Origin of the sequence: Geodermatophilus sp. DSM 44513, assembly GCF_032460525.1 — a bacterium.
In the GTDB taxonomy this organism is placed as follows: Bacteria; Actinomycetota; Actinomycetes; order Mycobacteriales; family Geodermatophilaceae; genus Geodermatophilus.
Genome location: NZ_CP135963.1, coordinates 4,116,120 through 4,142,191 on the forward strand (window position 1 = coordinate 4,116,120; position 26,072 = coordinate 4,142,191).

Consider the following 26,072-nt stretch of genomic DNA (forward strand, 5'->3'; position numbering starts at 1 on the left):
GCCGCGGGCGGCGGTCTGCCGCCCACCGCTGCCTGCCCCGCGAAGCATCGCGCGACATGATGCCACCGGTTCGTGAATCCGGGGCTACCTCAACGCGTGAGGTCCCGGCTCGCCCAGTCCTGGTTGCGACTGACAGGAGAGGACCCGGTTGTGGGGCCACGCGTGTTCCCGGCGGCTCAGGAAGCCCTGTGGCCCAGAGGGAATCCGCGCTGGGCGCGCTGGCTGCAGGACCGGACGAGTCCGTGGCTGCTGTCCCTCGCTGAGCGCGGCAACGACGCCTTCGGGATGAGCGCGTGGAGTGAGGGCAATGTCGTGCAGGCCTTGGTGCACGGTCGCAGCTACTTGCCTGCGCTCGCCCAGGCCGTGGCGCAGGCGGGCAGCGGGGACGTCGTTCTGCTGGCCGGGTGGCGCGCCGACCCCGATCAGCTGCTTGATGACGCAGGTCCCTCGGTCGCCGCCATGCTCATCGCCGCGGCACACCGGGGAGTTCTGGTTCGAGGGCTGCTGTGGCATTCACACCTGGCAGCGCTGGGCTACAGCCTCGAAGCGCACCGCGAGCTGGCCCGAGCGGTGAACGACGCGGGCGGGCAGATCCTGCTCGATCAACGGGTGCGCGCCCTGGGTAGCCACCACCAGAAGTTCGTGGTGGTGACCGGGCGCACCGAGGTGGCCTTCCTCGGCGGAATCGACGTCGCGCACGCCCGCCGAGACGACGTGTCCCACACCGGCGACATCCAGGCGCGACCGTTCAGCCGGGCTTACGGGCCCACGCCGGCTTGGCACGACGTCCAGTTGGAGCTGCGTGGTCCGGTCGTGCGGGACGTCGAGACGGTGTTCCGTCAGCGGTGGACCGACCCGGCCCGGTTGACCCGGCTGCCCTGGCACACGATCCCCGCCCGGCTGTCCGGACTGCCCCAGTCGGCCCGACCGCTTCCTCCACCGGCTCCACCAGCAGAACCTGCCGGCAGCTGCACCGTCCAGTTGCTGCGCAGCTATCCCCGGCGGCATCCCGCCTATCCCTTCGCTCCGCACGGGGAGCGCAGCGTGGCCCGCGGCTACGCCAAGGCGCTGACCCGGGCGCGCCGGCTGGTGTACGTCGAGGACCAGTACCTGTGGTCACGGGAGGTGGCCCGCGTGTTCGCCGCTGCGCTTCGCCGGTCACCGTCACTGCAGCTCATCGCCGTGGTACCGCGCTATCCCGACCAGGAGGGGTGGTTGGACCTGCCGGCCTACTTCCTGGGTCAGTCCGCTGCGTTGCAGAGCGTGCTGGCCGCCGGCGGAGACCGGGTCCAGGTGGTCAACCCGGAGAACGAGGCCGGACGCCCGATCTACGTGCACGCCAAGGTGTGCATCATCGACGACGTGTGGGCCGCCGTCGGCAGCGCGAACCTCAACCGGCGATCGTGGACGCACGATTCCGAGCTGACCGCTGCGATCGTGGACGAGCAGCTCGACGACCGCCATCCGCTGGATCCAGGAGGGTTGGGCGACGGCGCCCGTCACTTCGCTCGGGAGCTGCGGCTGACCCTGATGCGCGAGCACCTGGGCCGCGCCGCCGGCGAAGATAAAGATCTGCTCGATGCGGACTGCGCGGCCGACGCGGTCCGCTACGCGGCCGCACGACTGGACGCCTGGTATGCGAAAGGATGCCGCGGGCCACGGCCGCCCGGGCGCCTGCGCAGCCATCCACGACACCGCGGCGAACAATGGGGCCGCCGACTGGTCGCTCCCCTCTACGACCTGGCGTACGACCCAGACGGCCGGCCGTGGCGGATGCGCCTGCGAAAGCAGTTCTGATCGACGATCAGGGCCCGTCCGGCGGGTGGCGCTCTGCGTGGACGAAACCCGCAGCCACGGGCGCTGGAACTACCCGGCCGGGCGCCGCTGGCACGGCCCGGGTCGCCTCGGCCGCGGCCACCTCCAATCACCTGTGGCAGACCAGGAACGTCGGGGCCTGAGGTTCCCGCGGTGGCTCAGCACTGGTTGAGAACGCGTGCTGGTGCACTTCTCGAAGACGGCCGGCGACACGGTCAGCGGCCCCATGCAGCCGCTGACCGTGCGCGCCGGTTCATCGGACAGGCTCACCCGCCGGTGGCGCTGCCAGCGGTGGACAGCGCGCTCTCCAGCCAGCTCTGCAGGGCCGGGGCGGGTGCCGCGCCGGCCTGACGAGTGACGACTCGCCCGTGGTCGAGGACCATGAGGGTGGGCACGGCCTGCACGGTGAACCGCTGCGCGATCTGCGGCGCGGCGTCGATGTTGACCTTGACCAGCTTCATGCGGCCGGCGAAGGTGCGGGCCAGCTCCTCCAGGGCGGGGCTGACCATGCGGCACGGCCCGCACCACGGTGCCCACAGATCCAGCAGGACCGGCAGCGGGGCCCGTTCAACGACTTCGGCGAAGTCAGACTCGCCGGCGTCGGCGATCCAGGGCAACGGGGTGTGGCACTGCCCGCACCGGGGGGTGCCCGCCGCGTCGGCGGGCACCCGGTTGCGGCGGCCGCAGCTGGGACAGGCCACGATGGTGGGTGAGGTCATCTCAGCCCTCCTCAGGCGACAGCCCTCTCGTCGCCGGTGGGGTTGTCCCACCGGACGACGAGCTGGGCGTCGGTGGCGTCGACGCGGATGGTGGCCCCGTCAAGGATGTCCCCGGTCAGCAGCGCCCGACCGATGCGGGTCTCGACCTCGCGGGCGATGAACCGGCGCAGCGGCCGAGCACCGTAGACGGGGTCGAAGCCCTGGCCGGCGATGAACCGGCGGGCGTCCTCAGTCAGCTCCAGGCGCATCCGCCGCTCGGCCAGCCGGGTCCGCAGGTCACCGGCCATGAGCTCGACGATGGTCTCGATCTCGGCCAGGGTCAGCGGCTTGAACAGCACGATGTCGTCGACCCGGTTGAGGAACTCCGGCCGGAAGTGCCCGCGCAGCTCGGCCATCACCGCCTCCCGCGCCTCGGGCTTGATCTCCCCGCCGCCAGTGACCCCGTCGAGCAGGTACTGCGACCCGATGTTGGAGGTCATGATCACCACGGTGTTGCGGAAGTCGACCGTACGGCCCTGGGCGTCGGTCAGCCGGCCGTCGTCGAGGACCTGCAGCAGCGTGTTGAACACGTCGGCGTGCGCCTTCTCGATCTCGTCGAACAGCACCACCGAGTAGGGCTTGCGCCGCACCGCCTCGGTCAGCTGACCGCCCTCCTCGTAGCCGACGTAGCCGGGCGGGGCGCCGACCAGCCGGGAGACGGTGTGCCGCTCCTGGTACTCGCTCATGTCCAGGCGCACCACGTTGTCCGGGGTGTCGAACAGCGCCGCGGCCAGGGTGCGGGCCAGCTCGGTCTTCCCCACACCGGTGGGGCCGAGGAAGATGAACGAGCCGATGGGCCGGCGCGGGTCCTTGATCCCCGACCGGGCGCGGATGATCGCATCGGCGACCAGCTGCACCGCCTCGTCCTGCCCGACCACCCGCTCGTGCAGGATCTCGTCCAGGCGCAGCAGCTTGTCCCGCTCCCCCTCGGTCAGCCGGGACACCGGGACGCCGGTCCACCGGGAGACGATGTTGGCGATCTCGGCTTCCGTGACTACCTCGCGCAGCAGCCGCTGACCGCCCTGCTTGGCCGCGAGCTGCTCCTCCTCGGCGGCCAGCCGCCGCTCCAGCTCCGGCAGCCGCCCGTGCCGCAGCTCCGCGGCCCGGTTCAGGTCGTAGGACCGCTCGGCTGCCTCGGCCTCCTGGCGCACCTGCTCCAGCTCCGAGCGCAGCCCTTGGACCTTGCGGAGCGCGTGCCGCTCGGCCTCCCACTGGGCGCGCATCGCGTCCGCCTCGGCCCGCAGGTCGGCCAGCTCCCGGCGCAGCTCCTCCAGCCGCTTGGCACTGGCCGGGTCGCTCTCCTTGGCCAGCGCGGCCTCCTCGATCTCCAGCCGGCGCACCCGGCGGGTGAGCTCGTCGAGCTCGGCGGGCATGGAGTCGATCTCGGTGCGCAGCATCGCGCAGGCCTCGTCGACCAGGTCGATCGCCTTGTCCGGCAGGAACCGGTCGGAGATGTAGCGGTGGGACAGGGTGACCGCCGCGACCAGCGCCGAGTCCTGGATCTTCACGCCGTGGAAGATCTCCAGCCGCTCGCGCAGGCCGCGCAGGATGGAGACGGCATCCTCCACCGTGGGCTCGTCGACGATCACCGGCTGGAAGCGGCGCTCCAGCGCGGCGTCCTTCTCCACGTGCTTGCGGTACTCGTCCAGCGTGGTGGCGCCGATCATGTGCAGCTCGCCGCGGGCCAGCATCGGCTTGAGCATGTTGCCGGCGTCCATCGCGCCTTCGGCGGCGCCGGCGCCGACGACGGTGTGCATCTCATCGACGAACAGCAGAATCCGCCCCTCGGCGGCCCGCACCTCGTTGAGCACCGCCTTGAGCCGTTCCTCGAACTCGCCGCGGTACTTCGCGCCGGCCACCAGCGAGCCCATGTCGAGGGCGAAGATCGTCTTGTCCTTCAGCCCCTCGGGGACGTCGCCGCGGGTGATCCGCTGGGCCAAACCCTCGACGATCGCGGTCTTGCCCACACCGGGGTCGCCGATGAGCACCGGGTTGTTCTTGGTCTTGCGGGAGAGGATCTGCACCACGCGGCGGATCTCGGTGTCGCGGCCGATGACCGGGTCGAGCTTGCCGGTGTCGGCCTCGGCGACCAGGTCGCGGCCGTACTTGGACAGGGCCTCGTAGGCAACCTCGGGCATGGCCGAGGTGACCCGCTGGTTGCCGCGGATGTCGGTCAGCGCCGACAGGAACTTGTCCCGAGTCAGGCCGGCCGAGCGCAGCAGCCGTCCGGCCGCGGTGTTGCTGCCCTCCTCGAGCAGCGCGATCACCAGGTGCTCGACGGAGACGTATTCGTCCTTGAGCCGGTGCGCCTCCCGCTCGGCGGTGTCGAACAGCCGGGACAGCCGCTGGGTCACATACACCTGCCCGGGTGCGGTGCCGGGGCCAGTGACCTTCGGCCGGCGGCCCAGTTCGGCCTCCAGGTCGGTGCGCAGTGCGTCGGGGTCGGCGCCGGCCTGCGACAGCAGCCGCGAGGTCAGGCCCTCGGGCTGGTCGAGCAGCGCGAGCAGCAGGTGCTCGCCGTCGACCTCGGTGTGGCCGAACCGCAGCGCCTTGGTCTGCGCCTCGTGGAGGGCCTCCTGGGACTTCTGGGTCAGTCGGTTGAGGTCCACGTCAGCCTCCGATGAACGTCCGTGTCGTGGTCTGATTTGTGGTGATGTGAGTGGTTGTCGTGCCCGCCGGCTGGCCGGCTCGCCGCAGCGCGGTCTGCAGCTCCTCGATGCGGTCGAGCAGATCCAGCACCAAACCGACGGCGGCGTAGTTGAGCGAGAACCCGGCCCGCAGCCGCTGAATGCGAGCCACCGTCGCCAGCTCCGCCGGCGCCAGCCACAGCCGGCCGCCCGCGTCCCGCTCGGCCTCCAGTAATCCGAGCGCGACCAGCCGGCGCACCAGCTCCGGGTGCAGCCGCGCCCGGGTCGCGAAGGTGTGCAGATCCAGCAGCGGCCCCCGGTCCCGGCGGACGAGGGCGTAGGTCATGACCGCCTCCTAGCCTGCTTGCGCGCGTCGAACGTCGAGGATGCGGCCAGCTCAGCGAACAGTCTGCGTTCCTCCTCGGTCAGCCGGTGCGGCACCACGATCCGCACCTCGGCGTAGAGGTCGCCCGCCTCACCGCGGGGGTTGGGCAGCCCCCGACCACGCAGCCGCAGCCGTCGCCCACTGGAGGTACCGGCCGGCACCTTGACCTTCGCCTCCCCGCCCGGGGTCTCGATAGCGACCGACGTGCCCAGCGCCGCCTCCCACGGGGCCAGCGGCAGGTCGAGGTAGAGGTCGCGACCCTCCACCCGGTAGCGCGGGTGCGGCGCCAGCCGCACGACCAAGTACAAGTCGCCGTTGGGCGCGCCACCGCTGCCAGCCCCGCCCTGCCCGGCCAGCCGGATCCGCTGCCCGTCGGTCACGCCGGCGGGGATGTTGACCTCCAGGCTGCGCTGGCCGTCCGGACCCGGCACGGTCAACCAGCGGCGCCCACCGGTGTAGGCATCCTGGACTGACAGCTCCAGCTCGAACTCTTGGTCCGCGCCGGCCACCTGACCCCAGCCCTGGCGGGTCCGGCCAGCGCCGCGGGGTCCGGTGGCGCGGCCGCCGAACATGCCACCGAGCAGGTCATCAAGGTCGATGCCCTCACCGAAGCCGCCGGAGCCGAACCCGGTGCCGCCGACCCACACCTGCTCGCCGTCGGAGCCGCCGGGCCAGCCCGACGACCAGCCCGGTCCGGATCTGGCGCCGGCCCCGGCCGTCGCGCCCGAACGCGCCCGACGCCACGTCTCCGGATCAACTCCTTCGGGGACCTGCCGGAAGTCGGGTCCGAAGGCGTCGTAGCGCCGGCGGGTCTCGGGGTCGGAGAGGACGTCGTAGGCCTCGGAGATCTCCTTGAACTTCTCCTCGGCGCCGGGGTCCTTGTTGACGTCGGGGTGGTACTGCCGGGCGAGCTTGCGGTAGGCCCGCTGGATGTCCTCCTGGCTGGCGCCGCGGGCCACCCCGAGTGCCGCGTAGTAGTTCCGGTCGGCCATCACCGCGCTCCCGCATCCCGCCGATCACCGCCATCCCCGTTGACCCCGTCGGGGGCGACGGGGGCGGCGGCGACGACCACGGCCGCCGGGCGCAGCTGCTGCTCTCCCTCCCCGTAGCCGGGGCGCACCACCTCCAGCACCGTGCCCGCCGGCACGTGGGGGGCCGGGGTGGCGGCCACCGCCTCGTGCCGAGCCGGGTCAAAGGTGCTGCCGAGATCGTCACGTCGCGGGTAGCCGAGCCCGGCGAGCACGGCCAGCGCCTGGTCCCGGACACCGCGGACCCCGTCGATGATCGCCGCCGGGTTGGCGGTGGCGTGCGCCAGGGCCAGCTCCAGATGATCGACCACCGGCAGCCAGGCCGCGGCGACCTGCGCCCGCTCCCGGGCGCGCTGTTGCGCCGAGTCGCGCTCGTAGCGCTTGCGCAGGTTGTCCAGGTCGGCCAGCGCCCGCCGCCACCGGTCCTCCAGCTCGGCCACCTGACGCTCCAGATCAGTGACCTGCTCCTGCAGCTCGGTCACCCGCAGGCCCGGGTCGGCGACCTCCGGCCCCGCACCGCCGTCGGCGGCGCGGGGCGCCGAGGTGGACGCGTCGGGCCTGGCCGGGCGGATGTCCTGGTTGGCCATCGTTCTCACCTCACTCGTTGACGACCTCGGCGTCGATCACGTCGTCGTCCGACCCGCCGGACGACGACGGCCCGCCGCCGCCGGAGGCAGCGCCGGCACCGCCGGAGGAGCCCGCGGCCATGCCGTGGAAGACCTGCTGCAGCTCGCCGGTCAGCGACCGCAGCCGGTCGATCGGCGCAGTGTCGTCCTTGACCGCCTGCCGGGCGTCGCCGACGAGCATTTCCGCCCGCGCCTTCTCGTGCACCGGCACCGCGTCGCCGAGCTCGCTCAGCCGCCGCTCCACCTGGTAGGCGGCCGAGTCGAGGGTGTTGCGGGCCTCGACCAGCTCACGCAGCCGGGCGTCCTCGGCGGAGTGCTGCTGAGCGTCGGCCACCATGCGCTCCACCTCGGCCTTGTCGAGGTTGGAGGACTCGCTGATGGTGATCCGCTGCTGCTGCCCGGTGTCTTTGTCCCGGGCGGTGACGTTGAGGATGCCGTTGGCGTCGATGTCGAAGGTGACCTCGATCTGCGGCACCCCGCGCGGCGCGGGACGGATGTTCTCCAGCCGGAATCGGCCCAGCACCCGGTTGTCCGAGGCGCGCTCGCGCTCGCCCTGCAGCACGACGATGTCGACGGCGGGCTGGTTGTCCTCGGCGGTGGAGAAGACCTCCGAGCGGCGGGCCGGGATCGTGGTGTTGCGCTCGATGACCTTGGTCATCACGCCGCCCATCGTCTCCACACCGAGGGACAGCGGGGTGACGTCGAGCAGCAGGACGTCCTTGACCTCGCCCTTGATCACCGCGGCCTGCAGCGCGGCACCGAGTGCCACCACCTCGTCGGGGTTGACCGACATGTTGGGGTTCTTGCCGCCGGTCAGCCGGCGGACCAGGTTCTGCACGGCCGGGATCCGGGTGGAGCCGCCGACCAGGATGACCTCGTCGATGTCGTTGGCCGTGACCTTCGCGTCGGCCATCGCCTGCTGCACCGGGCCCATGCACCGCTCGACCAGGTCGGCGGTGATCTTCTCGAACGTCGACCGCATCAGGGTGGTGTTCAGGTGCTTGGGGCCGTTGGCGTCGGCGGTGATGAACGGCAGGTTGACCGTGGTCTGGGTGACCGAGGACAGCTCGACCTTGGCCTTCTCCGCCGCCTCGAACAGCCGCTGCAGCGCCTGCGGGTCCTTGCGCAGGTCGATGCCCTCGGCCCGCTGGAACTCCTCGGCCAGGTGGTCGACGATCCGCCGGTCGAAGTCGTCACCGCCCAGGTGCCCGTCACCGGCGGTGGCCCGGACCTCCACGACACCGTCGCCGACGTCGAGCAGGCTGACGTCGAAGGTGCCGCCGCCGAGGTCGAAGACCATCACCGTCTCGTTGGTCTTCTTGTCCAGGCCGTAGGCCAGCGCCGCCGCGGTGGGCTCGTTGATGATCCGCAGCACCTCGAGTCCGGCGATCCGCCCGGCGTCGCGGGTGGCCTGCCGCTGGGCGTCGTTGAAGTACGCCGGCACGGTGATCACCGCCTCGGTGATCTTCTCGCCGAGGTACTTGGCGGCGTCGTCGACCAGCTTGCGCAGCACCTGCGCGGAGATTTCCTCCGGCGCGTACTGCTTGCCGCGGACGTCGAACCGCACCGCGCCCTCGGGGCCGGGGACGACGTCGAAGGTGACCGCGTCCTTCTCGCTGGCCACCTCCTCGTAGCGGCGGCCGATGAACCGCTTGGCCGAGGAGATGGTGCCCTTGGAGTTCAGGATCGCCTGCCGGCGGGCGAGCTGGCCGACCAGCCGCTCCCCGGACTCGGTGAACGCCACCACCGACGGGGTCGTGCGCGACCCCTCGGCGTTGGCGATGACGGTGGGCTTGCCGGCCTCGGTGACGGCGATGACGGAGTTCGTGGTGCCCAGGTCGATACCAACGGCCTTGGCCATCTCAACCTCCTGTGTGCTCGTAGGAAGAGGAATTCGAAAGCCTTTACTGACAGGGGATGGTCGGGACCCGGTGGCGAGCTACTGCTCGACGGTCGGCACGCCGGGAACCGACTCGCCGAACACAAGCTGCTCACCGGACAGCAGCGGCGCCTGGCGGCGGGCCTCCTGCCGTTCGGCGTCCAATCGCTGGCGGGGACGGTCGGGGTCCGCCTGGCCGTCGGCCGGCTCGACCAGTGGCACGGTGCGCACGGCAAGGAGCCGGAAGTGGATCCAGGTCGCCCCGCAGCGCGGGCAGCTCAGTGTTCCTCGCGCGGTCGGGGACGGCACCGGGATGCCGTTGAGGGAGTAGTACTCCCAGGTCAGGCCGTGCCCGTCCTCGACGTGCTGCACGTCGTAGTCGGCACTCCAGGTGTGCCCACAGCCGGCGCAGGTGAACCGGTAGCGCTCCACCGCAACTTCCTTGAGCACCTCTCCTCACCTCCGCTCGCCATCACGGCCGCCCAACCACTGGATGAGCGGCAGGACTGGGACAACCCTGGCCCAGCCCCGCCGTGCCCTTGCTCACCGTGGGCGGGTGAGCGGTGCGCCCGCCGCGGGCTCACGCACCGCCCACCGCGCCGCTCAGCGCTTCTGGCGGCCCGTGCTGCCAGTCTCGCCGCCGGACTGCTCGCCGCTGTTCTGGACCTGGCCGGCCGACAGCTGCTGCTGGCCGCCGCCGCCGGTCTGGACCTCGATGCGGCGGGGCTGGGCCGACTCGGCCATCGGGATGGACAGCATCAGCACGCCGTCGTTGTAGGTGGCCTGCACCTTGGTGGTGTCCAGGGCGTCGCCGACCTGCAGCTGCCGGGTGAAGCTGCCCTGCGGCCGCTCGGCGAGCAGGACGTTGTGGCCCTCCTCGTACTCCGCGCGGCGCTCGGCGCGGATGGTCAGCACGTTGCGCTCGGAGGTGATCTCCACGCTGCCCGGGTCGACACCCGGCAGGTCCAGGGCGACGTGGTAACCGTCATCGCCCTGCCAGACGTCCATCGGCATGCCCATCGGCGTGCGCCGACCCGACACCAGCTGGCTGGTCAGTCGGTCAAGACCCCGGAAGGGGTCCCCGAAGGGGTCGAAACGCGTGACGCTCATGGTCACTCTCCTTCCTGACGGTTGTGGTCTTGTGCTGTGCGGTGGATTCGTGGCCGCAGGCGCGGTCACGAGGTCTGTTTCTCCCCGGCCGCCCGGCGTCACGGGCGGAGAGCGGAAAGGTCGCAGATCCGGGACTGGGAAGGGCTAGGGAACAGGGAAGGGGTCACACCTCCACGATCACGACCGGCTCCTTGCGGAGGTACCACGCGGCGGCCAGCAGCACCACCCCGGCGATCACGGCGTAGACGCCCAACACCGTCGCCAGCGCCGGCGCTCCACTGGCCGGGCGCAGGAGGATGAGCACTCCGGCGACCACGGAGATGACTCCGGCCGCCGCGAGCAGCCACTCGCCGGTCGTCACCCGGCGCAGCCGCACGACCGCCACAACCTCGAGCACTCCGGTCACTAGTGCCCACGCCCCGGCCAGCGAGACGAGGGCCAACGCGGTGATCTGCGGCCACAGCAAGCTCGACAGCCCCGCGACGAGGCCGGCCAGACCGGCCACCGCATACCCCCAGCGACGTCGGCGAGGGGCATGACCGGCCAGGCCGCCCGCCATCATGGCAACGCCGTCCACCGCCGCATAGGCGCCGAACAACAGCGCCAACGCCGATACTGTGACGCCGGGCCACAGCAGCGCCAGCAGGCCGAGCAGGAGCGCCAGCCCGCCGCGCAGTCCCAGCGCCCAGGACAGCTCCCGACTGATGCCGAGCCGAGTTCGCTGCCGACCGCGCCGACCGGCGTCTGTGCCGCCGTCGACCGAGCCCGTGTGCTCAGACCTGATGCCGCCGTCGCGGTGGTGCGGCAGTGAGATCAGACGAGCCATCGCGACCTCCGTGCGCTCCTCTCCTCGGGATCGATCGCTCCGACCCCGGTACTACCTCAAACCTCCAGTGACAAACATAGATTCCCTCTAGCCGCTAACGGAATCTCGGGGCCCTTCGCGCCCGCCTCGTCCCTCCGTGAGTTCGCGGTTGCCACGGCCGGTTCGCGCCCGGCCGTCTGGGCGAGCTGACTCAGATCGTGCCGGTCGAGATGGTCGCTGCGGCGCTGATGAGACCGGCCGGATGCAGCGTCGGATCCGCGCCCTGCCCGCGGGCGTGGTCATCTCCCTCACCGCCTGGGCGCTGCGCCGCTGCGCGCACTGTTCGACCTGCCCCGCGGTCCGGCCGCGGGTCGAGCGGTTGATCGGATTCAGTCATGCTGCGGCCAAGTGCTCATGGTTGCCCGGGTCAGCCCGCTGCGGCGACTCGCTGCGCTCTTGTTCGTAGCGGGCCGTCGAGGACGCGCCGAGCGCAATCACGACCGCGGTCAGCCCGAGGAACCCGAGCAGGGTCACCACCGACCACATCAACATGTCCTCGCTCCTTTCTCTCAACTGTGCTGCTCCGCCAGATTCACGGCGGCCCGGGGAGCGGTTCCCCGCTACCTGGGCGAGAAAACGGCCATCGCCGGCCCAGGCAGGGCTGAACGGAAGCCGGCGTGTTTGCAGCTGCGAGCGGCTGCCCATGATCGACACATGCAGCCTGCAGTGGGGAGGAATGGGTCCGAACCGGTCGGCTTCCGCAGCGCCGTCGAAGGACAGCCAACGGCAGAGAGCATGGGCGAGGCTCTGCTGGGCTCACTCCTCGACCGCGCCCACCTCATACCGCCCCGACTCGTGGGCCCACTGGTCGCGCAGGAGATCCACGCAGTCGGCGGCAGCGAGATCGCAATCTTCCTGCAGGACTACGACCAGGTGCACCTCCAGCCGCTGGAAGGCGAGGGCTTGGTCGGACAACGGGTACTCATCGACGCCAGCCTGGCCGGGCGAGCCTTCACCACCGACACCCCGGTCGAAGAGGACCTCCCCGACGGCTCGGTGCGCATGTACCTGCCGATGCTCGATGGGTCCGACCGGATCGGGGTGCTGTCGCTGCGCCTTCCGGCCGTGAACGACGCGGATCGACGCCTCGCACAACGGCTGGCCGGCCTGGTCGCCGACCTGATCGTGACCAAGTCCGGATACACCGACACCTTCGCCCGGGCGCGTACCGCGCATCCGATGAGCGTCGCAGCGCACCTGCTGCGGCGAACCCTGCCGCCGCTGACCATGACGAACCCGGACGTGGAACTGGCCGGCATCCTGGAACCGGCCTATCGAGTCGGTGGCGACAGCTTCGACTACGCGATGAACGATCACGTGCTGCACTTCGGGGTGTTCGACGCGATGGGCCACGGTCTGGAGGCAGCAGCGGTGGCCACCGTCGTCATCGCCGCCTACCGCCACGGGCGCCTCAGCGGGTCGGACCTTCCCGAGCTGTACGCGGCGATGGACCGGGTCGTCGCCGAGGCCTTTCCGGGCCGGTTCGCCACCGCCCAGATCGGCCGGCTGGACACCAAGCGCGGGGAGCTGAAGTGGATCAACGCCGGGCATCCCGCGCCGCTGTGGGTACGCAATGGGCGGGTGATCGGCGAACTAGCCGGCACGGTCACTCGGCCGGTCGGCTTCGGCGGCGCGGTCGCCCACGTGCAGTCGGTGCGACTGGAGCCGGGCGACCGGGTGCTGATCTTCACCGACGGTGTGGTCGAGGAGCGGCTGGACGGCGGTGAGCAGTTCGGCGAGGCCCGCCTGCGCCGCATCCTGGAGCAGACCAGCGCCGAGCGGCTGCCCGCCGCCGAGGCTGTCCGTCGGCTCTCCCACGCGCTCATGGCCGCCCGCTACGGACGAACCAGCGACGACGCCTCCCTGCTGCTGATCGAGTACAAGGGGTCGCCGCAGGACGACGAACTGGCCACCGATATCCCCGAGGCCGGCCCGACCGGCCGGGGCAACCGTCCGCGCTTGGGCAGCTGAGGGGACGGCCCTCCTGCCGCAGTGGGGCTGCCTCAGGCGGCTGACCGCAACGGCGCGCATGCCGCAGTCTCACTGCTGGTCGGCCGCTGCCCTGGGTCACTCGGTCCGGCGCAGGAGCAGCAGGCAGTGCAAGCCGAGGGTGAGGACGTCGCCGGCGATGTGCGCCCCCGGGATGGGCTCGCCGGCCTCCCCCGCTCCGATCGGTGGCTCCCTGGTGTCCAGTTCGGTGGCCCAGCTGCGGCCGTAGGTGGCTGCGGGCAGGATGAATGCCCGCTCCTGGAAGCCGGGGTTGACCAGCAACAGGAACGTATCGTCCTCGATCCGCCGTCCGTAGCGGTCGGGCTCGGGCATGCCGCCACCGTTGAGGAAGACCGTCAGCGCGCCGGCGTGCCCGGCGCTCCACTCCTGGTCGGTCATGGGATGCCCCTCGGGGGTCAGCCAGGCGATGTCCTCGAGATTGGTGCCGCGAACGGCCCGGCCCTGGAAGAATCGGGGGCGGCGGAAGACCGGGTGGTCGCGCCGCAGCCGGGTCAGTCGGGCGACGAACGACGTGAGGTCGGCGAACTGTTCGGCCCGCTTCCAGTTCACCCAGGCGATCTCGTTGTCCTGAGAGTAGGCGTTGTTGTTGCCGCCTTGGGTGCGCCCGAGTTCGTCGCCGGCCAACAGCATCGGCACGCCCTGCGACAGCAGCAGGGTGGCCAGCAGGTTGTGTTTCTGACGCTCCCGCAACGCGAGGACGCCGACATCGTCGGTGGGGCCTTCCACGCCGCAGTTCCACGACCGGTTGTCGTCGGTGCCGTCCCGGTTGTCCTCGCCGTTGGCCTCGTTGTGCTTGCCGTTGGCCTCGTTGTGCTTGCCGTTGTAGGAGACAAGGTCGTGCAGGGTGAACCCGTCGTGGGCGGTGACGAAGTTGACCGAGGCGTACGGCCGCCGGCCGCTGGACTCGTACAGGCCGCTGGAGCCGGTCAGCCGGGAGGCGAACTCCCCCACCGTGCCGGGGTCCCGCGCCAGAAGTCGCGGACCGCGTCGCGGCAGCGGCCGTTCCACTCCGTCCACAGCGGCGGGAAATTGCCGACCTGGTAACCGCCGGAACCGACGTCCCAGGGCTCGGCGATCAGCTTGAGCTGGGAGACGACAGGGGCCTGCTGCACCAGGGCGTCTGGCGCTGGTCCCGCGTGTCGCGCAACCGTCTGGAGGAATGATTGAGGACTCACCCAGACGATGCTGGCGGAGTCGGAGGCGGCTGACGGCGCTCCCCGACTGCGCGGGCCCGGCTCGACGCCCCAGCCAGCACTCTTCTAGCGTCACGGCGTGCTGGGACTCCCCGGATCGATCCACGGCTGCCTGTTCGACATGGACGGTGTCCTGACCCGTACCGCGACGGTGCACCAGGCCGCCTGGAAGACGACATTCGATGACTTCCTCCGCGTCGCGCACCCCCGGCAACGGCCCTTCAACCAGCTGGACTACGCCCGATACGTCGATGGCAAGCCCCGCACCGACGGGGTACGTGACTTCCTCGCCAGCCGAGGCATCACCGTGCCCGAAGGCAACGCCGACGACCCACCGGACGCCGCGACCATCCACGGCCTCAGCCGCAGAAAGAATCAGCTGTTCCTGCGCGCACTGGCTGAGCACGGCGTGGAGGTCTATCCCGGGTCTGCGCGTTACCTGCGCGCCGTCAAAGCCGCCGGCCTTTATACGGCGGTGGTGACCGCCTCGGCCAACGCCGCCGAGGTGCTGGCGGCGAGCGGGCTCGCAGCTCTGATCGACGTGCGGATTGATGGCGTTGTCGCTGGCCGCGACGGTCTGCGTGGAAAGCCGGCGCCGGACACCTTCCTGGCGGCCGCGCGAGCGGTGGGTCTGCCGCCGATGCAGGCGGCGGTGTTCGAGGACGCGCTGGCGGGAGTGGCCGCCGGGCGAGCCGGGGGCTTCGGTTACGTCGTTGGCGTGGACCGCGCGGGGCAGGCGTCCGAGCTTCGAGCGCAGGGCGCCGATGTCGTCGTCTCCGACCTTGGGCAGTTGCTGGAGACTCAGCCGTGAGCTCGTGCCGGGTCAGGCAATCTTCGCCCTCTTGATTCCGGGCGACGCGGCGATACGCATCGCCGGGTTTGTCGTCCTGGCGGTGATCATGCGGCCGGTCGGCGGCTGGGAGGAGAATTACAAGCCAGGTCTGGCGCTTCTTCTCGTGCGATCACCGCTGCTGCCGAGATCTCAGCCCATCGCCCGCCTGATGGACGGGCGCTCGCTGGTCGCACGAAGCTGGCGCTGAACGGCAGTTCTCGTCTTGTTCGGTTGCGTAAGGCCGGACGAGTGATTCTGCTGGGGCCCGGCCAGCAAAGGCGACCCTCCACCATCATGCTTCCGGCCGAATAGCCTCCCCGCCCCAGCGGATCGAGGGCGGAGCAGCTGAGAGATCACGGGAGCTGCCTCGCTTACCGCGCACTCCGGGTGACGTCACGGAATGGCAGACATTCCAGGCCACATGCAGCAGATCTGGGTGACTACGCATGCGCCCGCACGGATCTCCTCAGCCGAGGGCTGATGGAGTTGCGCCCGAGACATGCCGGCCGGTCCCCGAGGCCCCGCGTGAAAGCCGCAGCACTACAACGGGGGGCTCCCTTCGCCAGACGGTTCGACGTAGATGCCGGCCGTCGTCACGACGGCGTCACGCAGTCCCCGCCTCAGATCCCTCGACACTGCCCTCTCCAGATACGCCTTCATCAGCACGTCAGGACGCTCTCGCTCCATCTCGCCCACCGCCTGAGCAAGGACGTAGGAGCTCACCTTCACAGCGGCCTCATCGTCGACTGGCGCGAGTCCGTGCTCTTGGATCTCGGCGCGCAGCATCTCCTCGATGAGCGGCAATAGGGCCGACCGGACGGTCGTGTCACCGACGGTAATCCTGCCGGCGATAGTGAACCCATAGGTACGCCGGGTCATGGTTCACCCGGCCATCTGCGTACATGCCGAGCAGGTTTGCCCAGAACCGAGCCCCCGCGTGGAACGAGGCCCGGTCCTCGTCCTCGTGGACAGGCGCCCCGCACACCGCCTTGTCGGCGGGCGCCGTTCCCGGCCGGGGAGGCTGATCGACACGCCTGTCGCGGCCCGATGCACCTCATCGGCAGGGAGTGCTCCGCCATCAGTGGCGCCGGCCGGCCTAGGTACGGGTACGCAACGAAGTGCTCACGAGTGGTAGTCATGAGGACCATCATGTCTCGGAGCCTTCATCGACTCCGCGGCGCTCTCGAACGACGCGCACGGCACCGCCGGCCTTCCATGAGAGGCTTCGACTGCGCGTCGCGGCGGGGTCACGCGTTGATCCGTTTGACGTTTCGCCACGGTCGGCGCGACCACCGCGCGCGACTCTTGGCGCGTACCTCTGGCGGACCCGGCGGAGTGCCCGGGTCCGATTCGAAACATTTTGGTAAAGACTAATTGCCGCACCAGTAGATAATAGAGTGGGAGTAGATGCGACGAACCCTATCTGCGCTCCTCGACCAGCGGCCATGCACCCTGCCAGATGACGGAAGTGCCCTCTCCACGCGTGTGGAGAGGGCACTTCCGGATGGGTGGCTGGCGTGCGGTGGACCTACCGGTCCAGGCCCCCAGCAGGCCCGCGATCACGGTCGACCGCGTCCGTGCCGGTCCGGATGCGGTCGTGCTCCGGGTCGCCCTCGGGTTCTTTGGCGAGCAGCCCCGATCCGATGGCCCAGATGGCAGCGCCGACGAGCCCGATCCACACACCCACGTCGGCGTTCAACTCCGACTGGCGCTCCGCGGCACCCGGAACGTCGACGAGCCAGGCCACGCACTGGAGGAGGGTCGCCAGGCCGACGGCCATCGACGCGAGGGACAGCCCGCGGTGTTGCCGTCGGTACGCCCTGCTGGCCGCGTAGAGCAGGGCGACGGCGAAGCCGATGCCCAGATAGGCCGCGTAAGGCCACAGACTGTCGGCCTCGTACCCGCTGAAACCATCGCCGTCGCTGCTGGCCCATTCGAAGAACACGGCGACGTTGAAGATCACGACGCCTGCGACGGTGATGTAGGCCCCCGCGGGGTTGGCCCGAACGCGCTCGATTTCCACGCCTGAGGCGCGAGGTGTCGTCACAATCCCTCCCTGGGTGAGCGGTACGCGTGTGTGCGGCCTCGCGCTACCCGCGGCCAACGCCCTCAAACCGGTGTACCCCGGTGCTCACGTGCCTTCGCCAGCCGTTCACCTGCGGTTCCTTCCACGCCGAGGGCCTGCTGTCAGAAGCGATCACCGATCACCGGCCTGGGCTCAAGCCTCGGGTTCGCATCTGGGAGTTCACCGTCGGCGGTGGGTACAGCGTCAGCGCTCCACTCCGGCTGACCTGGCGCGCGGCGCCCGGGCAACCCGGCGCCTGCTCGCCGACCGAGTCGGCCGGGCACGCCGATGGACCGGATCACCGGCCGACAGGTCGAGAACCTGCTCGACCGCTGGCAGCACAGGGCCGCTACCCCAGCCACCACCCGGCCGCGCCCGCTAATGCTGCGGACATGGCAGCCCTGACCAGCTGAGGCCCCCGGTCGGCCGCTGGTCACGCGCTGCGACCAGGTTGGCGGTTCTGGGCGGTCCGTCCGGTGAGGTCGGAATGGACCGACGCGGAGTGCCCGCGGGAGCTGGGCGGTGCGGTAGGTCGCGGAGGGCTTGATGCTGGGGCGCTGCCGGATCGGCGCGACTGTATCGCCGGGGCTGGCGCCGACGGCCCGCCCGCGATTTGGCGCGCGACATGCTCGACCTAACCCGTGGACCTGTGCCTGCGATGAGTGGAACAGGACCGGCGTGGAGCGCCGCTTCGACCGCGAGTACAGGCCCTCTCGCACGGTCTTTCCGGCTTGCATCGAGAACACGGCGTCGGCAGGAGGAGCGCGCTTGCCCTTCACCGAGGCTGGCGTGTGAGGTAAGGCATGGACAGCCAGAGCCGCGAGTACTGCTTCCCCGAGTACTACCTGGCCGGGACCACCCGCCGAAACCCCGGCCCGCTACATGCCGTGCGCTCCGGCGGTCCCATGGCCGCCGTCTGCGGAGTGCCGGTGGACCAGCTGGGCGACCCATGGCTGCCCGAGCGGCGAGGCCCGCTCATGCACTGCCCGGCATGCTCCCGCCTCATGGGCGCCCGCACTTCGGACCCCACCTCGAGGTCGCCAGAGGCAGATCGCTGAGAAGCGCCCCGCCCCATGCCTGCCGGTGGGACGTCGACGGGATTGAGCTTCAGGTGCTCGTGTAGCACCTTGGGGGCGTCGGCACGCAGTTCGGCGAGTCGTGGCCGGTTCGGTCCGCGGCGCCCGCAGACCTGCCTTGACCGCGCGCCGCAGCGAGGCCGACCTTGTCCACCGCCTCGGCGGCGACCTCCGGCGACGGGTGCGCCACGGTGGCGGGGGTTTCGTCGCGGTACGCGGACAGCGCCGCCATCCAGTCCTCGCCGCCGAAGACAACGTCGTACCCCTCCTCTGCCACAGCCCGCTGGAAGCCGTCCACCGATCGGCGTCACCGCCCGCGGGGCACCAGATGCCGGCGCGCGGATGCCCGAGAGGCGGTCGCCATGCCCCTGCCGTCGGGGTCCCCACGCCGGCACCAGTCGGCGCTGTGCAGGGCGCACGGCAGCAGGGATCCACGGGTACGACCGGCCGTCAGCACGAGGGCACGTTAGGGGGAAGCGATCGACCCGGAAAGCTGGCGATCGCCGATGAACTCTGGCACAACCATCTCAGCTGTTCCGGCTGGCTCACCGATTCCGGTGTAGGAACCGGCGCACCGCGGGGCCCTGCGAACCTCGGCGGCTCGGGAGCCCGGAGGAGCACCAAGAGAAGCCCGGAGAAGCACCAAGAGAGCGCGTGCCGCCCAGGACGACCGCGGCCGCCACCACCAGCGCCACGACGGCGCAGAGCGCGGTCCCGTCGTTGAGGTTGATAGGCCAGGACGTTGGGAGCGCGAGATCGGACGTGGACCTGGACGAGATCCCGTACGTCATCTCGCACATCGCGTTCCACCGCGCCAGGCAGCAGGCATGAGCGCCGGGCGCAAGCGCCTTTTCATCATCTTGGCCCGCAACTCGGCTACAGCCAGGCCGACCTCGTGCATCTTCCGGTGGCGGACCGTGATCATGGGAGAACAGGTGCAGATTTGAGGCAGCCGCATGCACAAACGGCCGGTCCCGTCGGGACCGGCCGTTGGCTGTGTGGCGTCTCAGACTCAGCCGGACTGGTTCTCCGCCTGCCACATCCAGTAGTGCTTCTCCAGGGCCGCGGTGACCTCGATCAGCAGATCCTGCGTCACCTGGTCGTCCTCGGTCGCGTCGATGCGTGCCCGCATGCGGGCGACCATCTGGTCGAAGACGTCGACGAAGAACCGGATGGCATCCTCGGCCTGGATCCACTCGACCGGAGGCTGCGGCACCTGGCTCTGGCCCCGCAGGGCGTCGACGCGACCGTCGGGCAGGACACCGATCGCGGCCGCCCGCTCGGCTGCGACGTCGGTGTACTGGCGAGCCGTCTCCACGACGTCATCGAGCTGCAGGTGGATGCTGCGGAAGTTGCGTCCCACGACCGTCCAGTGGACCTGCTTGGCGATCAGGCTGAGGTCGATCAGGTCGACCAGGGTGCCCTGCAGCGCCTCACCGGCGCTCTTCTGGACGTTCTCGGGAAGGAGGCTCTTGATCCGTGCCATGGGCGAATCCCTCCTCGTCATAGATCTCGTTGGACCGTGATCGGGGCCTGAATCGGGCTGCGGTGATCAGCATCCTGATCTGACCCCCCGCTGGCCTGGGTCGCACCGGCCTGCCCAGCGCCAGGATCCCGCTGGCGCGCCGACACCGGGGTGCCCTCGACGCGTCAGGCGAGGTCTGCCTTGCCGAACAGTGGCGCGTAGCCGGCCGGGAGCTGGGTCAGGATCTGGTTGAGCTCTCCGCCGCTGACCGCCTCGGCGAGGGTGGTGAGCACGGCGCTGGCGTCCCAGCGTGCGGTCTCCTCGGTGGCGGACAACTCTCCGGCCAGCCGGCGCAGAAACTCCTCCACGCCGAACGTCTCCTGGGGTCCGGCGGTGAGCACGGCGTCCTGCAACTGCCCGGGAAGCTGGGCCGCCAGGTCCGTGCGTTCGCCATCGACCAGTCGCTGGGCGAGCAGGCCGAGCACGATGCGCGTCGTTCGCTCGGCTTCGGCCTGGTCGGCGTACTCGCCGCGTTCGCGGACTGTGGCGAGGAACTCGTCGTATCGCATGGCGCTCCTTTCTTGCCGCATGACAGCAAAGGCAAGTCCGGTCTCGTCGGCTGCTGGCAGTGGTTGGTCAGGTCAGATCAGCCCGTGTCGGGTGAGGACCCACTGCAGCTCCCGCGCGGTCGGCTGCTCCAGCCACTCACCTTCGACATTGACCACGGGGTTGCGCAGGTCGCCGCCGGCCATCCAGCGCAGCCGGCGGTGCATCTCCGGATGCAGGTCGAGGTCGACGTAGCGGTAGGGCACGCCGGCGCGGTCGAGCATGCGGCGGGTCATCTGGGTGATGCCGCACCACCGGTTGCCGTACACGGTCACCGGGGCCACGGCGACGGCCGGGCGCATCCCGGTGATGACGGGGGCGGTCATGGCGCCACCTCCCTCCTTTCCAGGCATGGCGTGAGTTGGCACGCGCTCAGGCCGCCGACCGCTGAGCGGTCAGCTGGTCGAGCGCCGCGTACAGGTCGTAGATGTCGGGCAGGTGCTCCACCCGCGGGGACACATCGGCGTAGCGGATCACGCCGTCGGCGTCGATGACGTACAGCGCACGGTCGCTGAAGCCGTCGGATTCTCGCCACACGCCGTAGTGTCGGGCGACCTCACCCTTGGGGTGGAAGTCCGCCAGTAGCGGGAAGGTGATCCCGCGGACGGCGGCCCAGGCGCCGTGGCTGTAGATCGAGTCGACCGACACCCCGATCACCGAGGCGCCGCGGGCCTCGAACTCTCCCAGCTCCTGCTGGTAGAGCTCCAGCTGGCGGCTGCACCCGGGGCTCCAGTCCAGCGGGTAGAACACCAGCACCACCGGCCGGCCGCGGAAGTCCGACAGGCTGACCGGCTGGCCGTTGGCGTCGGGCAGGGTGAAGTCCGGCGCGGCCGTGCCCACCGGCAGGCCGGTCGACTCGGCCGCCCCGCTCATCGGCGGCGCGGTCAGATACAGGTCGGCCACGTCCTGCAGGGTCGTGCCGGTGGAGCCCGCAGGGTCGAGGGACGGGGGTGGGGCCTGCCGGGCCACTTCCTGCACGATCGCGTGCAGGACCGACAGGGCCTCGGTGACCGGCGAGTCGTCGAGCCGGTCACCGAGTTCGGCGAAGCGTTCCTCCAGCTGCTGCAGGCGGGAGGGCGCGGCAGGCATCGCAGGGGTTGACGTCATGGCCTCAAACCTCTTCGTAAGCCAACGATGAACCCGGGTGCCCGGCTGTCCCGGGTCGGCGCGACAGTGCGCGTCTTCCCGGGACGAGCGCCGGACGTGCCGGTGGGCGGTCAGCCCGGGGACGGCTGGGTGCGCGGCTTGGCCGCCGGCAGGTCAGCTGCTGATCTGGATACGGCGGGGCTTGGCCTGCTCGGGCTTGGGCACCCGCACGGTCAGCACGCCATCGTCGAGGTGCGCGCTGACCTTCTCCGCGTCGACCTCGGCGGGCAAGGTGACCGAGTACTGGAACTCCCCGACCCGGCGGGTGCGGCGGCGCAGGATTCCGGCGCGCTCCTTCTCCTTGATCTCACCGGAGACGGTGAGCTGGCGGTCGCTGAGCTGGATGTCGATGTCGTCGCGCTTGACGCCGGGCAGCTCGATCTCGACGACGTAGGCGTCATCGGTCTCCTCCACGTCAGCGAGCGGGGCCCAGCCGTGCAGGCCGCCGGTGAGGTTGGCCTCCCACAGGGAGTTGACCCGCTGGGTGAGCTCGTCCAGCTCGCGGAAGGGATCCCAGCCGGCGACTGCGCGCGGCCGCGAACGGACAGGCAGTGTCATCTGAGTCGACCTCCTTTCGAACCGGAAGGTGTGGACTGCGACTGTGGGGTAGTCCAGTCGACATCGACTTAAACCTACAGTGGCCGCTGTAGATTCCCCGGTGGGGTGCCCTCTGCACCGACGTTGGAGACGCCAGCCCGGACTCGGGCGAACTCCACTTGCTCAGGCACGGTCGGCGGGCTTGCCGATCCCCATCGCGCCTGCCGGTGCCGGTCAGCCACCGGCCCCTCGAGCGGCATCGTCTGGGCTGGGCCCCGAGAAGGTCGTCGGTCGCTCCTGGCGGCTGTCGGCGCCACGCGCCGCCGAGACGAACTCTCGGCGCGGGTCCTGCACCTGACCCAGGGCGATGACTTCCCGACGGAAGAGGGAGGCCAGCAGCCAGTCGGCGATGATTCGGACCTTGCGGTCGAGGGTGGGCATGCGGCTGACGTGGTAGGCGCGGTGCATGAACCAGGCCGGCCAACCCGTGAGCTTGATCCCGTAGACCTGGGCGACCCCGCGGTGCAACCCCAGGCTGGCCACCGACCCGACATAGCGATGCCGGTACGGCACGGTCTGCCCGTCGCGGAGCACCGCGATGAGGTTGTCGGCCAGCCGCTTGGCCTGCCGGACGGCGTGCTGGGCGTTGGGCGCGGTCGTCGCGCCCGGTCGGGTGAGGTCGGGGACGGCGGCCAGATCCCCGGCCGCCCAGGCGTCGGGGACGTCGGCCACCTGCAGCGTCGCCTCGCAGCGCACCCGGCCACGGTCGTCGACCGGCAGGTCGGTCTGCGCGACCAGCGGGTGGGGCTTTGTTCCGGCCGTCCAGACCAGCGTCTCGCTGGGGAACTGCTCTCCGTCGGAGAGCCGGACCACGCCGTCGTCGGACACCGACTGTAGCCGGGTGTTCAGCCGAACCTCGATGCCTTGGGCCTGCAGTTGACGGACCGTCCAGGCGGCCAGGTCGAGGTCGACCTCCGGCAGGATCCGGCCGGTCCCCTCGACCAGCACCCAGCGCATGTCGGCCGGGGACAGCCGTGGGTGGTAGTGCTCGATGGCGTAGCGGGCCATGTCCTCCAGTTCGGCGAGAGCCTCGATGCCGGCGTAGCCGCCGCCGACGAAGGTGAAGGTGAGCGCGCGGCGGCGCACTGGTGGGTCGTCGGTGGAGCTGGCGGCGTCGAGCCGGGCGAGGACGTGGTTGCGCAGGTAGATGGCCTCGCCGATGGTCTTGAAGCCGATACCGTGCTCGGCCAGCCCGGGGATCGGCAGGGTGCGCGCAACCGAGCCGGCAGCCATCACGAGGACGTCGTAGGAGAGCTCGAACGGCTCCCCTTCCAGCGGGGCGATGTAGGCCCTGCGGTGGATGTGGCTGAGTCCGGTCACCGCGCCGGTGATGATGCGGCAGCGGCGCAGTGTGCGCCGCAGCGGGACGACGACGTGCCGCGGCTCGACCGAGCCGGCCGCAGCCTCGGGCAGGAACGGCTGGTAGGTCATGTGCGGTTGTGGGTCGACCACCACCATGTCGGCCTCCCCGCGGGCGAGCCGCCTCTGCAGACGCAGCGCGGTGTAGAGGCCGACGTATCCCACGCCCACGATGAGGATCACGGGTCGCTGAGCCATGCCAGGTACCTAACCGCGCCGGCCGGGGACACAACCTCACGCATCGACCCGGACCTGTCTCTGCGCCCACACCGGCCGGCAGGTGCGGCCACGTGTCGGCCCGTTCGGGTGCGCCTGCTGAGGCGGCACCGGACGGGCCCGTAGACGAGCCGGCGTATCGGCGGTGTCGGTTGCGACGCGGTCGAGTGGACTAACGGTCACCGACCGGCACCGGGTCACCGGGGCGGCTTGTCCCCTCATCGGCGCGGTGGGGCTCCACGACGGGGGCAAGCGTGTCATCGACCGTCTGGCGCTTGGGCAGACCGGCGGCTTCATAGGCCTGGTCGGCGTCGAGGGTCTCCGCGGTGAGAAGCGCGCTGGCGAGTCGTTCGAGTCGATCGCGGTGCTCAACCAGGGTGTCGTGGGCCTGGACGTAGCACTCGTCAAGGATGCGTCGCACCTCGGCGTCCACCAGTTCCCGGGTGGCCGGCGCCGGCCCATTGCCGTCCAAGGCCATCGGTTGCTCGGTGCGGGGATCGGGCAGCACCGAGACGGGGCCGACGGCCTCCGACATGCCCCAGCGGCCGACCATCTGGCGGGCGATCTTGGTGGCCTGGTCCAGATCGTTCTCCGCGCCGGTGGTGATGTCGCCGTAGACAAGCTCCTCGGCCGCCCGTCCGCCGAGCGCACCGACGATCCGGCCCCGCAGGTAGCGGCGGCTGTAGCCGTAGCGATCCGTCTCTGGACTCTGCAGGGTGACCCCGAGCGCCATGCCGCGCGGAATGATCGAGATCTTCCGCACCGGGTCGGCGCCGGGGGTCAGCATGCCCAGCAGCGCATGGCCGGACTCGTGGTAGGCGGTGCGCTCCCGCTCCTCCGGGGAGAGCAAGATCTTCCGTTCCGCGCCCAAGACGATCTTCTCCAGGGCGTCGGTGAAGTCGGCCATCTGCACCCGATCGTGGTTGCGGCGGGCGGCCAGCAGCGCGGCCTCGTTGACCAGGTTGCGCAGGTCGGCGCCGACCATGCCGGCTGTTGCCGAGGCCAGCACTGCCAGGTCAACGTCGTCGGCGACGGGTACCCCGCGGGTGTGCACGGCCAGGATCTGCTGGCGGCCGTGGGTGTCGGGCGGGTTGACCGTCACGCGGCGGTCGAACCGGCCGGCGCGCAGCAGCGCGGGGTCGAGGATCTCCGGGCGGTTGGTCGCGGCCATGACCACGACGCCTTCGCTGCCGTCGAAGCCATCCATCTCGGTGAGGATCTGGTTGAGCGTCTGCTCCCGTTCGTCGTGCCCGCCGACGGTGACGCCACCACCACGTGCTCGGCCGATCGCGTCCAGCTCGTCGATGAAGATGATCGCCGGGGCGTCCTTCTTGGCCTGCTCGAACAGGTCACGCACCCGGCTCGCGCCGACACCGACGATCATCTCGATGAACTCGGCGGCCGAGACGGAGAAGAACGGCACCCCGGCCTCGCCGGCCACGGCGCGGGCAAGCAGCGTCTTGCCGGTGCCCGGCGGCCCGGCCAGCAGCACACCCTTGGGCACGGTGGCCCCCAGTCGCCGGTAGCGATCGGGCTCGCGGAGGAAGTCGACGATCTCCTTGACCTCCTCCTCCACGTCATCGATCCCCGCCACGTCGGCGAAGGTGGTCCGCGGTCCGGCCTCCGGGCTGTAGCGGCGGGCCTTGGACTTTCCTAGCCCCAGCCCGGTGCCGAGTCCGGCGCCGGCGGCCGAGCGGCGGGCCAGCCACACCAGCAGCGCCACCAGCAGAATCGTGGGACCGAAACCGAACAGCAGCTGCTGCCAGACCGGCACCCGGTCCGGTGGCTCGGCGTTGACGGTGACGTCCTCCCGGAGCAGCAGGTCCATCAGGCCGTCGTCGGCGAAGGCCGGCCGCTGCGTGGTGAACAGTGTTCCGCTCTGGGACTGCCCGGCCAGCCTTCGTTCCAGTTCGGCGGAGACCTCTGCGTCCGAGCCTGCATCGTCCTGCGGCACCCCATCCTCGGGCGGATAGGTCACCGTCTGCTCGAATCGGCCCTCGATGGCGTCCCCGGTCGTGGTGACCTCGGCGACGTTGCCGGCCTCGACCTGCTCGCGGAAGAACGTGTACGGGACCTCGAGCCGCTGCGGCGGCGCGAGGAGGAGTCCCGAGAGCAGCCAGTTGAGCACCAGCAGACCGGCCAGCACGAGCCAGAACCGGCTTCCACCCGGCCGGCGCCAGCTGTCCGCCCACGAGCCGGATCCGGTATCCGGGCGCTCCCCCTCCACCCGCCATGGGGGCCGCCATCGTCCGCTGTCGCCATCCCCCTGCCGAGCTGTGTCGCGTCGGTTCAGCTCGGGGCCACGGTTGGCCGGGATTCCGTCGTCCCGGGCGGTCATCGCTGTGCCTCCCTCCTGCCAGCGCCGCCTCATCTGCGGGCGGTCGGCCACCCGGCGACGCCGCCGTGGACAGTGT

Annotated in this window: 26 protein-coding genes; 4 read left to right on the forward strand and 22 right to left on the reverse strand. The window is 70.6% G+C overall.

Annotated features, from left to right (window positions below):
• The first annotated feature begins 150 nt into the window (after window positions 1–150).
• Entirely contained in the window at window positions 151–1,797 is a 1,647-nt protein-coding gene (locus RTG05_RS19915; protein ID WP_315912074.1) for a phospholipase D family protein, read from the forward strand.
• Window positions 1,798–2,081: 284 nt separating this feature from the next.
• Here the strand turns inward: RTG05_RS19915 and trxA are convergent, their stop codons facing one another.
• The 10 genes from trxA to RTG05_RS19965 form a co-directional block, all read right to left on the reverse strand.
• Entirely contained in the window at window positions 2,082–2,534 is a 453-nt protein-coding gene (gene trxA, locus RTG05_RS19920) for a thioredoxin (RefSeq protein ID WP_166526561.1), read from the reverse strand.
• Between the two features lie 11 nt (window positions 2,535–2,545).
• The gene (gene clpB / locus RTG05_RS19925) at window positions 2,546–5,182 is read right to left on the reverse strand and encodes an ATP-dependent chaperone ClpB (RefSeq protein WP_166526562.1); all 2,637 of its coding nucleotides are present in this window, start codon (window positions 5,180–5,182) and stop codon (window positions 2,546–2,548) included.
• A gap of 1 nt (window position 5,183) precedes the next feature.
• Window positions 5,184–5,546 (reverse strand): chaperone modulator CbpM, encoded by a 363-nt coding sequence (locus RTG05_RS19930; protein WP_166526563.1) that lies wholly within the window; start codon window positions 5,544–5,546, stop codon window positions 5,184–5,186.
• Window positions 5,543–6,577, reverse strand: coding sequence for a DnaJ C-terminal domain-containing protein (locus RTG05_RS19935; protein ID WP_166526564.1), 1,035 nt, complete (start codon window positions 6,575–6,577; stop codon window positions 5,543–5,545). The genes RTG05_RS19930 and RTG05_RS19935 overlap by 4 nt, the downstream gene beginning before the upstream one ends.
• Window positions 6,577–7,200: a nucleotide exchange factor GrpE gene (locus RTG05_RS19940; protein WP_315912075.1), complete on the reverse strand. Its 624-nt coding sequence runs from the start codon at window positions 7,198–7,200 to the stop codon at window positions 6,577–6,579. Before RTG05_RS19940 ends, RTG05_RS19935 begins: the two co-directional genes overlap by 1 nt.
• A gap of 10 nt (window positions 7,201–7,210) precedes the next feature.
• The gene (dnaK, locus tag RTG05_RS19945; protein ID WP_166526565.1) at window positions 7,211–9,100 is read right to left on the reverse strand and encodes a molecular chaperone DnaK; all 1,890 of its coding nucleotides are present in this window, start codon (window positions 9,098–9,100) and stop codon (window positions 7,211–7,213) included.
• Between the two features lie 78 nt (window positions 9,101–9,178).
• Entirely contained in the window at window positions 9,179–9,568 is a 390-nt protein-coding gene (locus tag RTG05_RS19950; RefSeq protein ID WP_166526566.1) for a hypothetical protein, read from the reverse strand.
• A gap of 153 nt (window positions 9,569–9,721) precedes the next feature.
• The gene (locus RTG05_RS19955; RefSeq protein ID WP_166526567.1) at window positions 9,722–10,228 is read right to left on the reverse strand and encodes an Hsp20/alpha crystallin family protein; all 507 of its coding nucleotides are present in this window, start codon (window positions 10,226–10,228) and stop codon (window positions 9,722–9,724) included.
• A 163-nt stretch (window positions 10,229–10,391) separates the two neighbouring features.
• Window positions 10,392–11,054, reverse strand: coding sequence for an HdeD family acid-resistance protein (locus RTG05_RS19960; RefSeq protein ID WP_208104678.1), 663 nt, complete (start codon window positions 11,052–11,054; stop codon window positions 10,392–10,394).
• A gap of 372 nt (window positions 11,055–11,426) precedes the next feature.
• A complete protein-coding gene (locus tag RTG05_RS19965; protein WP_166526568.1) occupies window positions 11,427–11,585 on the reverse strand; it encodes a hypothetical protein in 159 nt (52 codons plus the stop codon).
• A gap of 303 nt (window positions 11,586–11,888) precedes the next feature.
• Here RTG05_RS19965 and RTG05_RS19970 point away from each other — a divergent pair, with 303 nt between their 5' ends.
• Window positions 11,889–13,064, forward strand: coding sequence for a PP2C family protein-serine/threonine phosphatase (locus RTG05_RS19970; RefSeq protein ID WP_315912076.1), 1,176 nt, complete (start codon window positions 11,889–11,891; stop codon window positions 13,062–13,064).
• Window positions 13,065–13,160: 96 nt separating this feature from the next.
• Here RTG05_RS19970 and RTG05_RS19975 read toward each other — a convergent pair whose 3' ends face one another.
• The gene (locus RTG05_RS19975) at window positions 13,161–14,054 is read right to left on the reverse strand and encodes a GlgX family protein (protein ID WP_208104679.1); all 894 of its coding nucleotides are present in this window, start codon (window positions 14,052–14,054) and stop codon (window positions 13,161–13,163) included.
• Window positions 14,030–14,215: a hypothetical protein gene (locus tag RTG05_RS19980; RefSeq protein WP_208104680.1), complete on the reverse strand. Its 186-nt coding sequence runs from the start codon at window positions 14,213–14,215 to the stop codon at window positions 14,030–14,032. Before RTG05_RS19980 ends, RTG05_RS19975 begins: the two co-directional genes overlap by 25 nt.
• A 160-nt stretch (window positions 14,216–14,375) precedes the next feature.
• Between RTG05_RS19980 and RTG05_RS19985 the strand changes: the two genes are divergently transcribed.
• On the forward strand, window positions 14,376–15,107 hold the full coding sequence (locus tag RTG05_RS19985) for a beta-phosphoglucomutase family hydrolase (protein ID WP_166526570.1): 732 nt from the start codon (window positions 14,376–14,378) through the stop codon (window positions 15,105–15,107).
• A 4-nt stretch (window positions 15,108–15,111) separates the two neighbouring features.
• Entirely contained in the window at window positions 15,112–15,336 is a 225-nt protein-coding gene (locus RTG05_RS19990) for a hypothetical protein (RefSeq protein ID WP_166525598.1), read from the forward strand.
• A 332-nt stretch (window positions 15,337–15,668) separates the two neighbouring features.
• Here RTG05_RS19990 and RTG05_RS19995 read toward each other — a convergent pair whose 3' ends face one another.
• The 10 genes from RTG05_RS19995 to ftsH all read right to left on the reverse strand — a co-directional run bounded on the left by RTG05_RS19995 (window position 15,669) and on the right by ftsH (window position 25,996).
• Window positions 15,669–16,007 (reverse strand): hypothetical protein, encoded by a 339-nt coding sequence (locus tag RTG05_RS19995; RefSeq protein ID WP_166526571.1) that lies wholly within the window; start codon window positions 16,005–16,007, stop codon window positions 15,669–15,671.
• A 649-nt stretch (window positions 16,008–16,656) separates the two neighbouring features.
• Window positions 16,657–17,175, reverse strand: a complete 519-nt coding sequence (locus RTG05_RS20000) for a hypothetical protein (protein WP_315912077.1) — start codon at window positions 17,173–17,175, stop codon at window positions 16,657–16,659.
• Window positions 17,176–18,300: 1,125 nt separating this feature from the next.
• On the reverse strand, window positions 18,301–18,567 hold the full coding sequence (locus RTG05_RS20005) for a hypothetical protein (RefSeq protein ID WP_166526573.1): 267 nt from the start codon (window positions 18,565–18,567) through the stop codon (window positions 18,301–18,303).
• A gap of 714 nt (window positions 18,568–19,281) precedes the next feature.
• A complete protein-coding gene (locus tag RTG05_RS20010) occupies window positions 19,282–19,755 on the reverse strand; it encodes a Dps family protein (protein WP_166526574.1) in 474 nt (157 codons plus the stop codon).
• Window positions 19,756–19,919: 164 nt separating this feature from the next.
• A complete protein-coding gene (locus tag RTG05_RS20015) occupies window positions 19,920–20,303 on the reverse strand; it encodes a DUF2267 domain-containing protein (RefSeq protein ID WP_166526575.1) in 384 nt (127 codons plus the stop codon).
• A gap of 72 nt (window positions 20,304–20,375) precedes the next feature.
• Window positions 20,376–20,666 carry a glutaredoxin family protein gene (locus RTG05_RS20020; protein ID WP_208104681.1) on the reverse strand — a complete coding sequence of 97 codons (291 nt, stop codon included), beginning with the start codon at window positions 20,664–20,666 and terminating at the stop codon, window positions 20,376–20,378.
• A gap of 46 nt (window positions 20,667–20,712) precedes the next feature.
• A complete protein-coding gene (locus RTG05_RS20025; RefSeq protein ID WP_208104682.1) occupies window positions 20,713–21,447 on the reverse strand; it encodes a peroxiredoxin in 735 nt (244 codons plus the stop codon).
• A 153-nt stretch (window positions 21,448–21,600) separates the two neighbouring features.
• On the reverse strand, window positions 21,601–22,044 hold the full coding sequence (locus RTG05_RS20030) for an Hsp20/alpha crystallin family protein (RefSeq protein ID WP_166526576.1): 444 nt from the start codon (window positions 22,042–22,044) through the stop codon (window positions 21,601–21,603).
• Window positions 22,045–22,257: 213 nt separating this feature from the next.
• Window positions 22,258–23,640: an NAD(P)/FAD-dependent oxidoreductase gene (locus tag RTG05_RS20035; RefSeq protein WP_166526577.1), complete on the reverse strand. Its 1,383-nt coding sequence runs from the start codon at window positions 23,638–23,640 to the stop codon at window positions 22,258–22,260.
• Between the two features lie 190 nt (window positions 23,641–23,830).
• Window positions 23,831–25,996 carry an ATP-dependent zinc metalloprotease FtsH gene (ftsH, locus tag RTG05_RS20040; RefSeq protein ID WP_208104683.1) on the reverse strand — a complete coding sequence of 722 codons (2,166 nt, stop codon included), beginning with the start codon at window positions 25,994–25,996 and terminating at the stop codon, window positions 23,831–23,833.
• Between the last annotated feature and the right edge of the window lie 76 nt (window positions 25,997–26,072).

Coding starts and splice junctions, on each gene's coding strand:
- RTG05_RS20035 (WP_166526577.1), bottom strand. CDS start 23,640: ATGGCTCAGCGACCCGTGATCCTCATCGTGGGCGTGGGATACGTCGGC.
- RTG05_RS20030 (WP_166526576.1), bottom strand. CDS start 22,044: ATGACACTGCCTGTCCGTTCGCGGCCGCGCGCAGTCGCCGGCTGGGAT.
- RTG05_RS19935 (WP_166526564.1), bottom strand. CDS start 6,577: ATGGCCGACCGGAACTACTACGCGGCACTCGGGGTGGCCCGCGGCGCC.
- dnaK (WP_166526565.1), bottom strand. CDS start 9,100: ATGGCCAAGGCCGTTGGTATCGACCTGGGCACCACGAACTCCGTCATC.
- RTG05_RS19965 (WP_166526568.1), bottom strand. CDS start 11,585: ATGTTGATGTGGTCGGTGGTGACCCTGCTCGGGTTCCTCGGGCTGACC.
- RTG05_RS19960 (WP_208104678.1), bottom strand. CDS start 11,054: ATGGCTCGTCTGATCTCACTGCCGCACCACCGCGACGGCGGCATCAGG.
- RTG05_RS20020 (WP_208104681.1), bottom strand. CDS start 20,666: ATGACCGCCCCCGTCATCACCGGGATGCGCCCGGCCGTCGCCGTGGCC.
- RTG05_RS19995 (WP_166526571.1), bottom strand. CDS start 16,007: ATGACCCGGCGTACCTATGGGTTCACTATCGCCGGCAGGATTACCGTC.
- trxA (WP_166526561.1), bottom strand. CDS start 2,534: ATGACCTCACCCACCATCGTGGCCTGTCCCAGCTGCGGCCGCCGCAAC.
- RTG05_RS20025 (WP_208104682.1), bottom strand. CDS start 21,447: ATGACGTCAACCCCTGCGATGCCTGCCGCGCCCTCCCGCCTGCAGCAG.
- RTG05_RS19940 (WP_315912075.1), bottom strand. CDS start 7,200: ATGGCCAACCAGGACATCCGCCCGGCCAGGCCCGACGCGTCCACCTCG.
- RTG05_RS19955 (WP_166526567.1), bottom strand. CDS start 10,228: ATGAGCGTCACGCGTTTCGACCCCTTCGGGGACCCCTTCCGGGGTCTT.
- RTG05_RS19930 (WP_166526563.1), bottom strand. CDS start 5,546: ATGACCTACGCCCTCGTCCGCCGGGACCGGGGGCCGCTGCTGGATCTG.
- RTG05_RS20010 (WP_166526574.1), bottom strand. CDS start 19,755: ATGGCACGGATCAAGAGCCTCCTTCCCGAGAACGTCCAGAAGAGCGCC.
- RTG05_RS20015 (WP_166526575.1), bottom strand. CDS start 20,303: ATGCGATACGACGAGTTCCTCGCCACAGTCCGCGAACGCGGCGAGTAC.
- ftsH (WP_208104683.1), bottom strand. CDS start 25,996: ATGACCGCCCGGGACGACGGAATCCCGGCCAACCGTGGCCCCGAGCTG.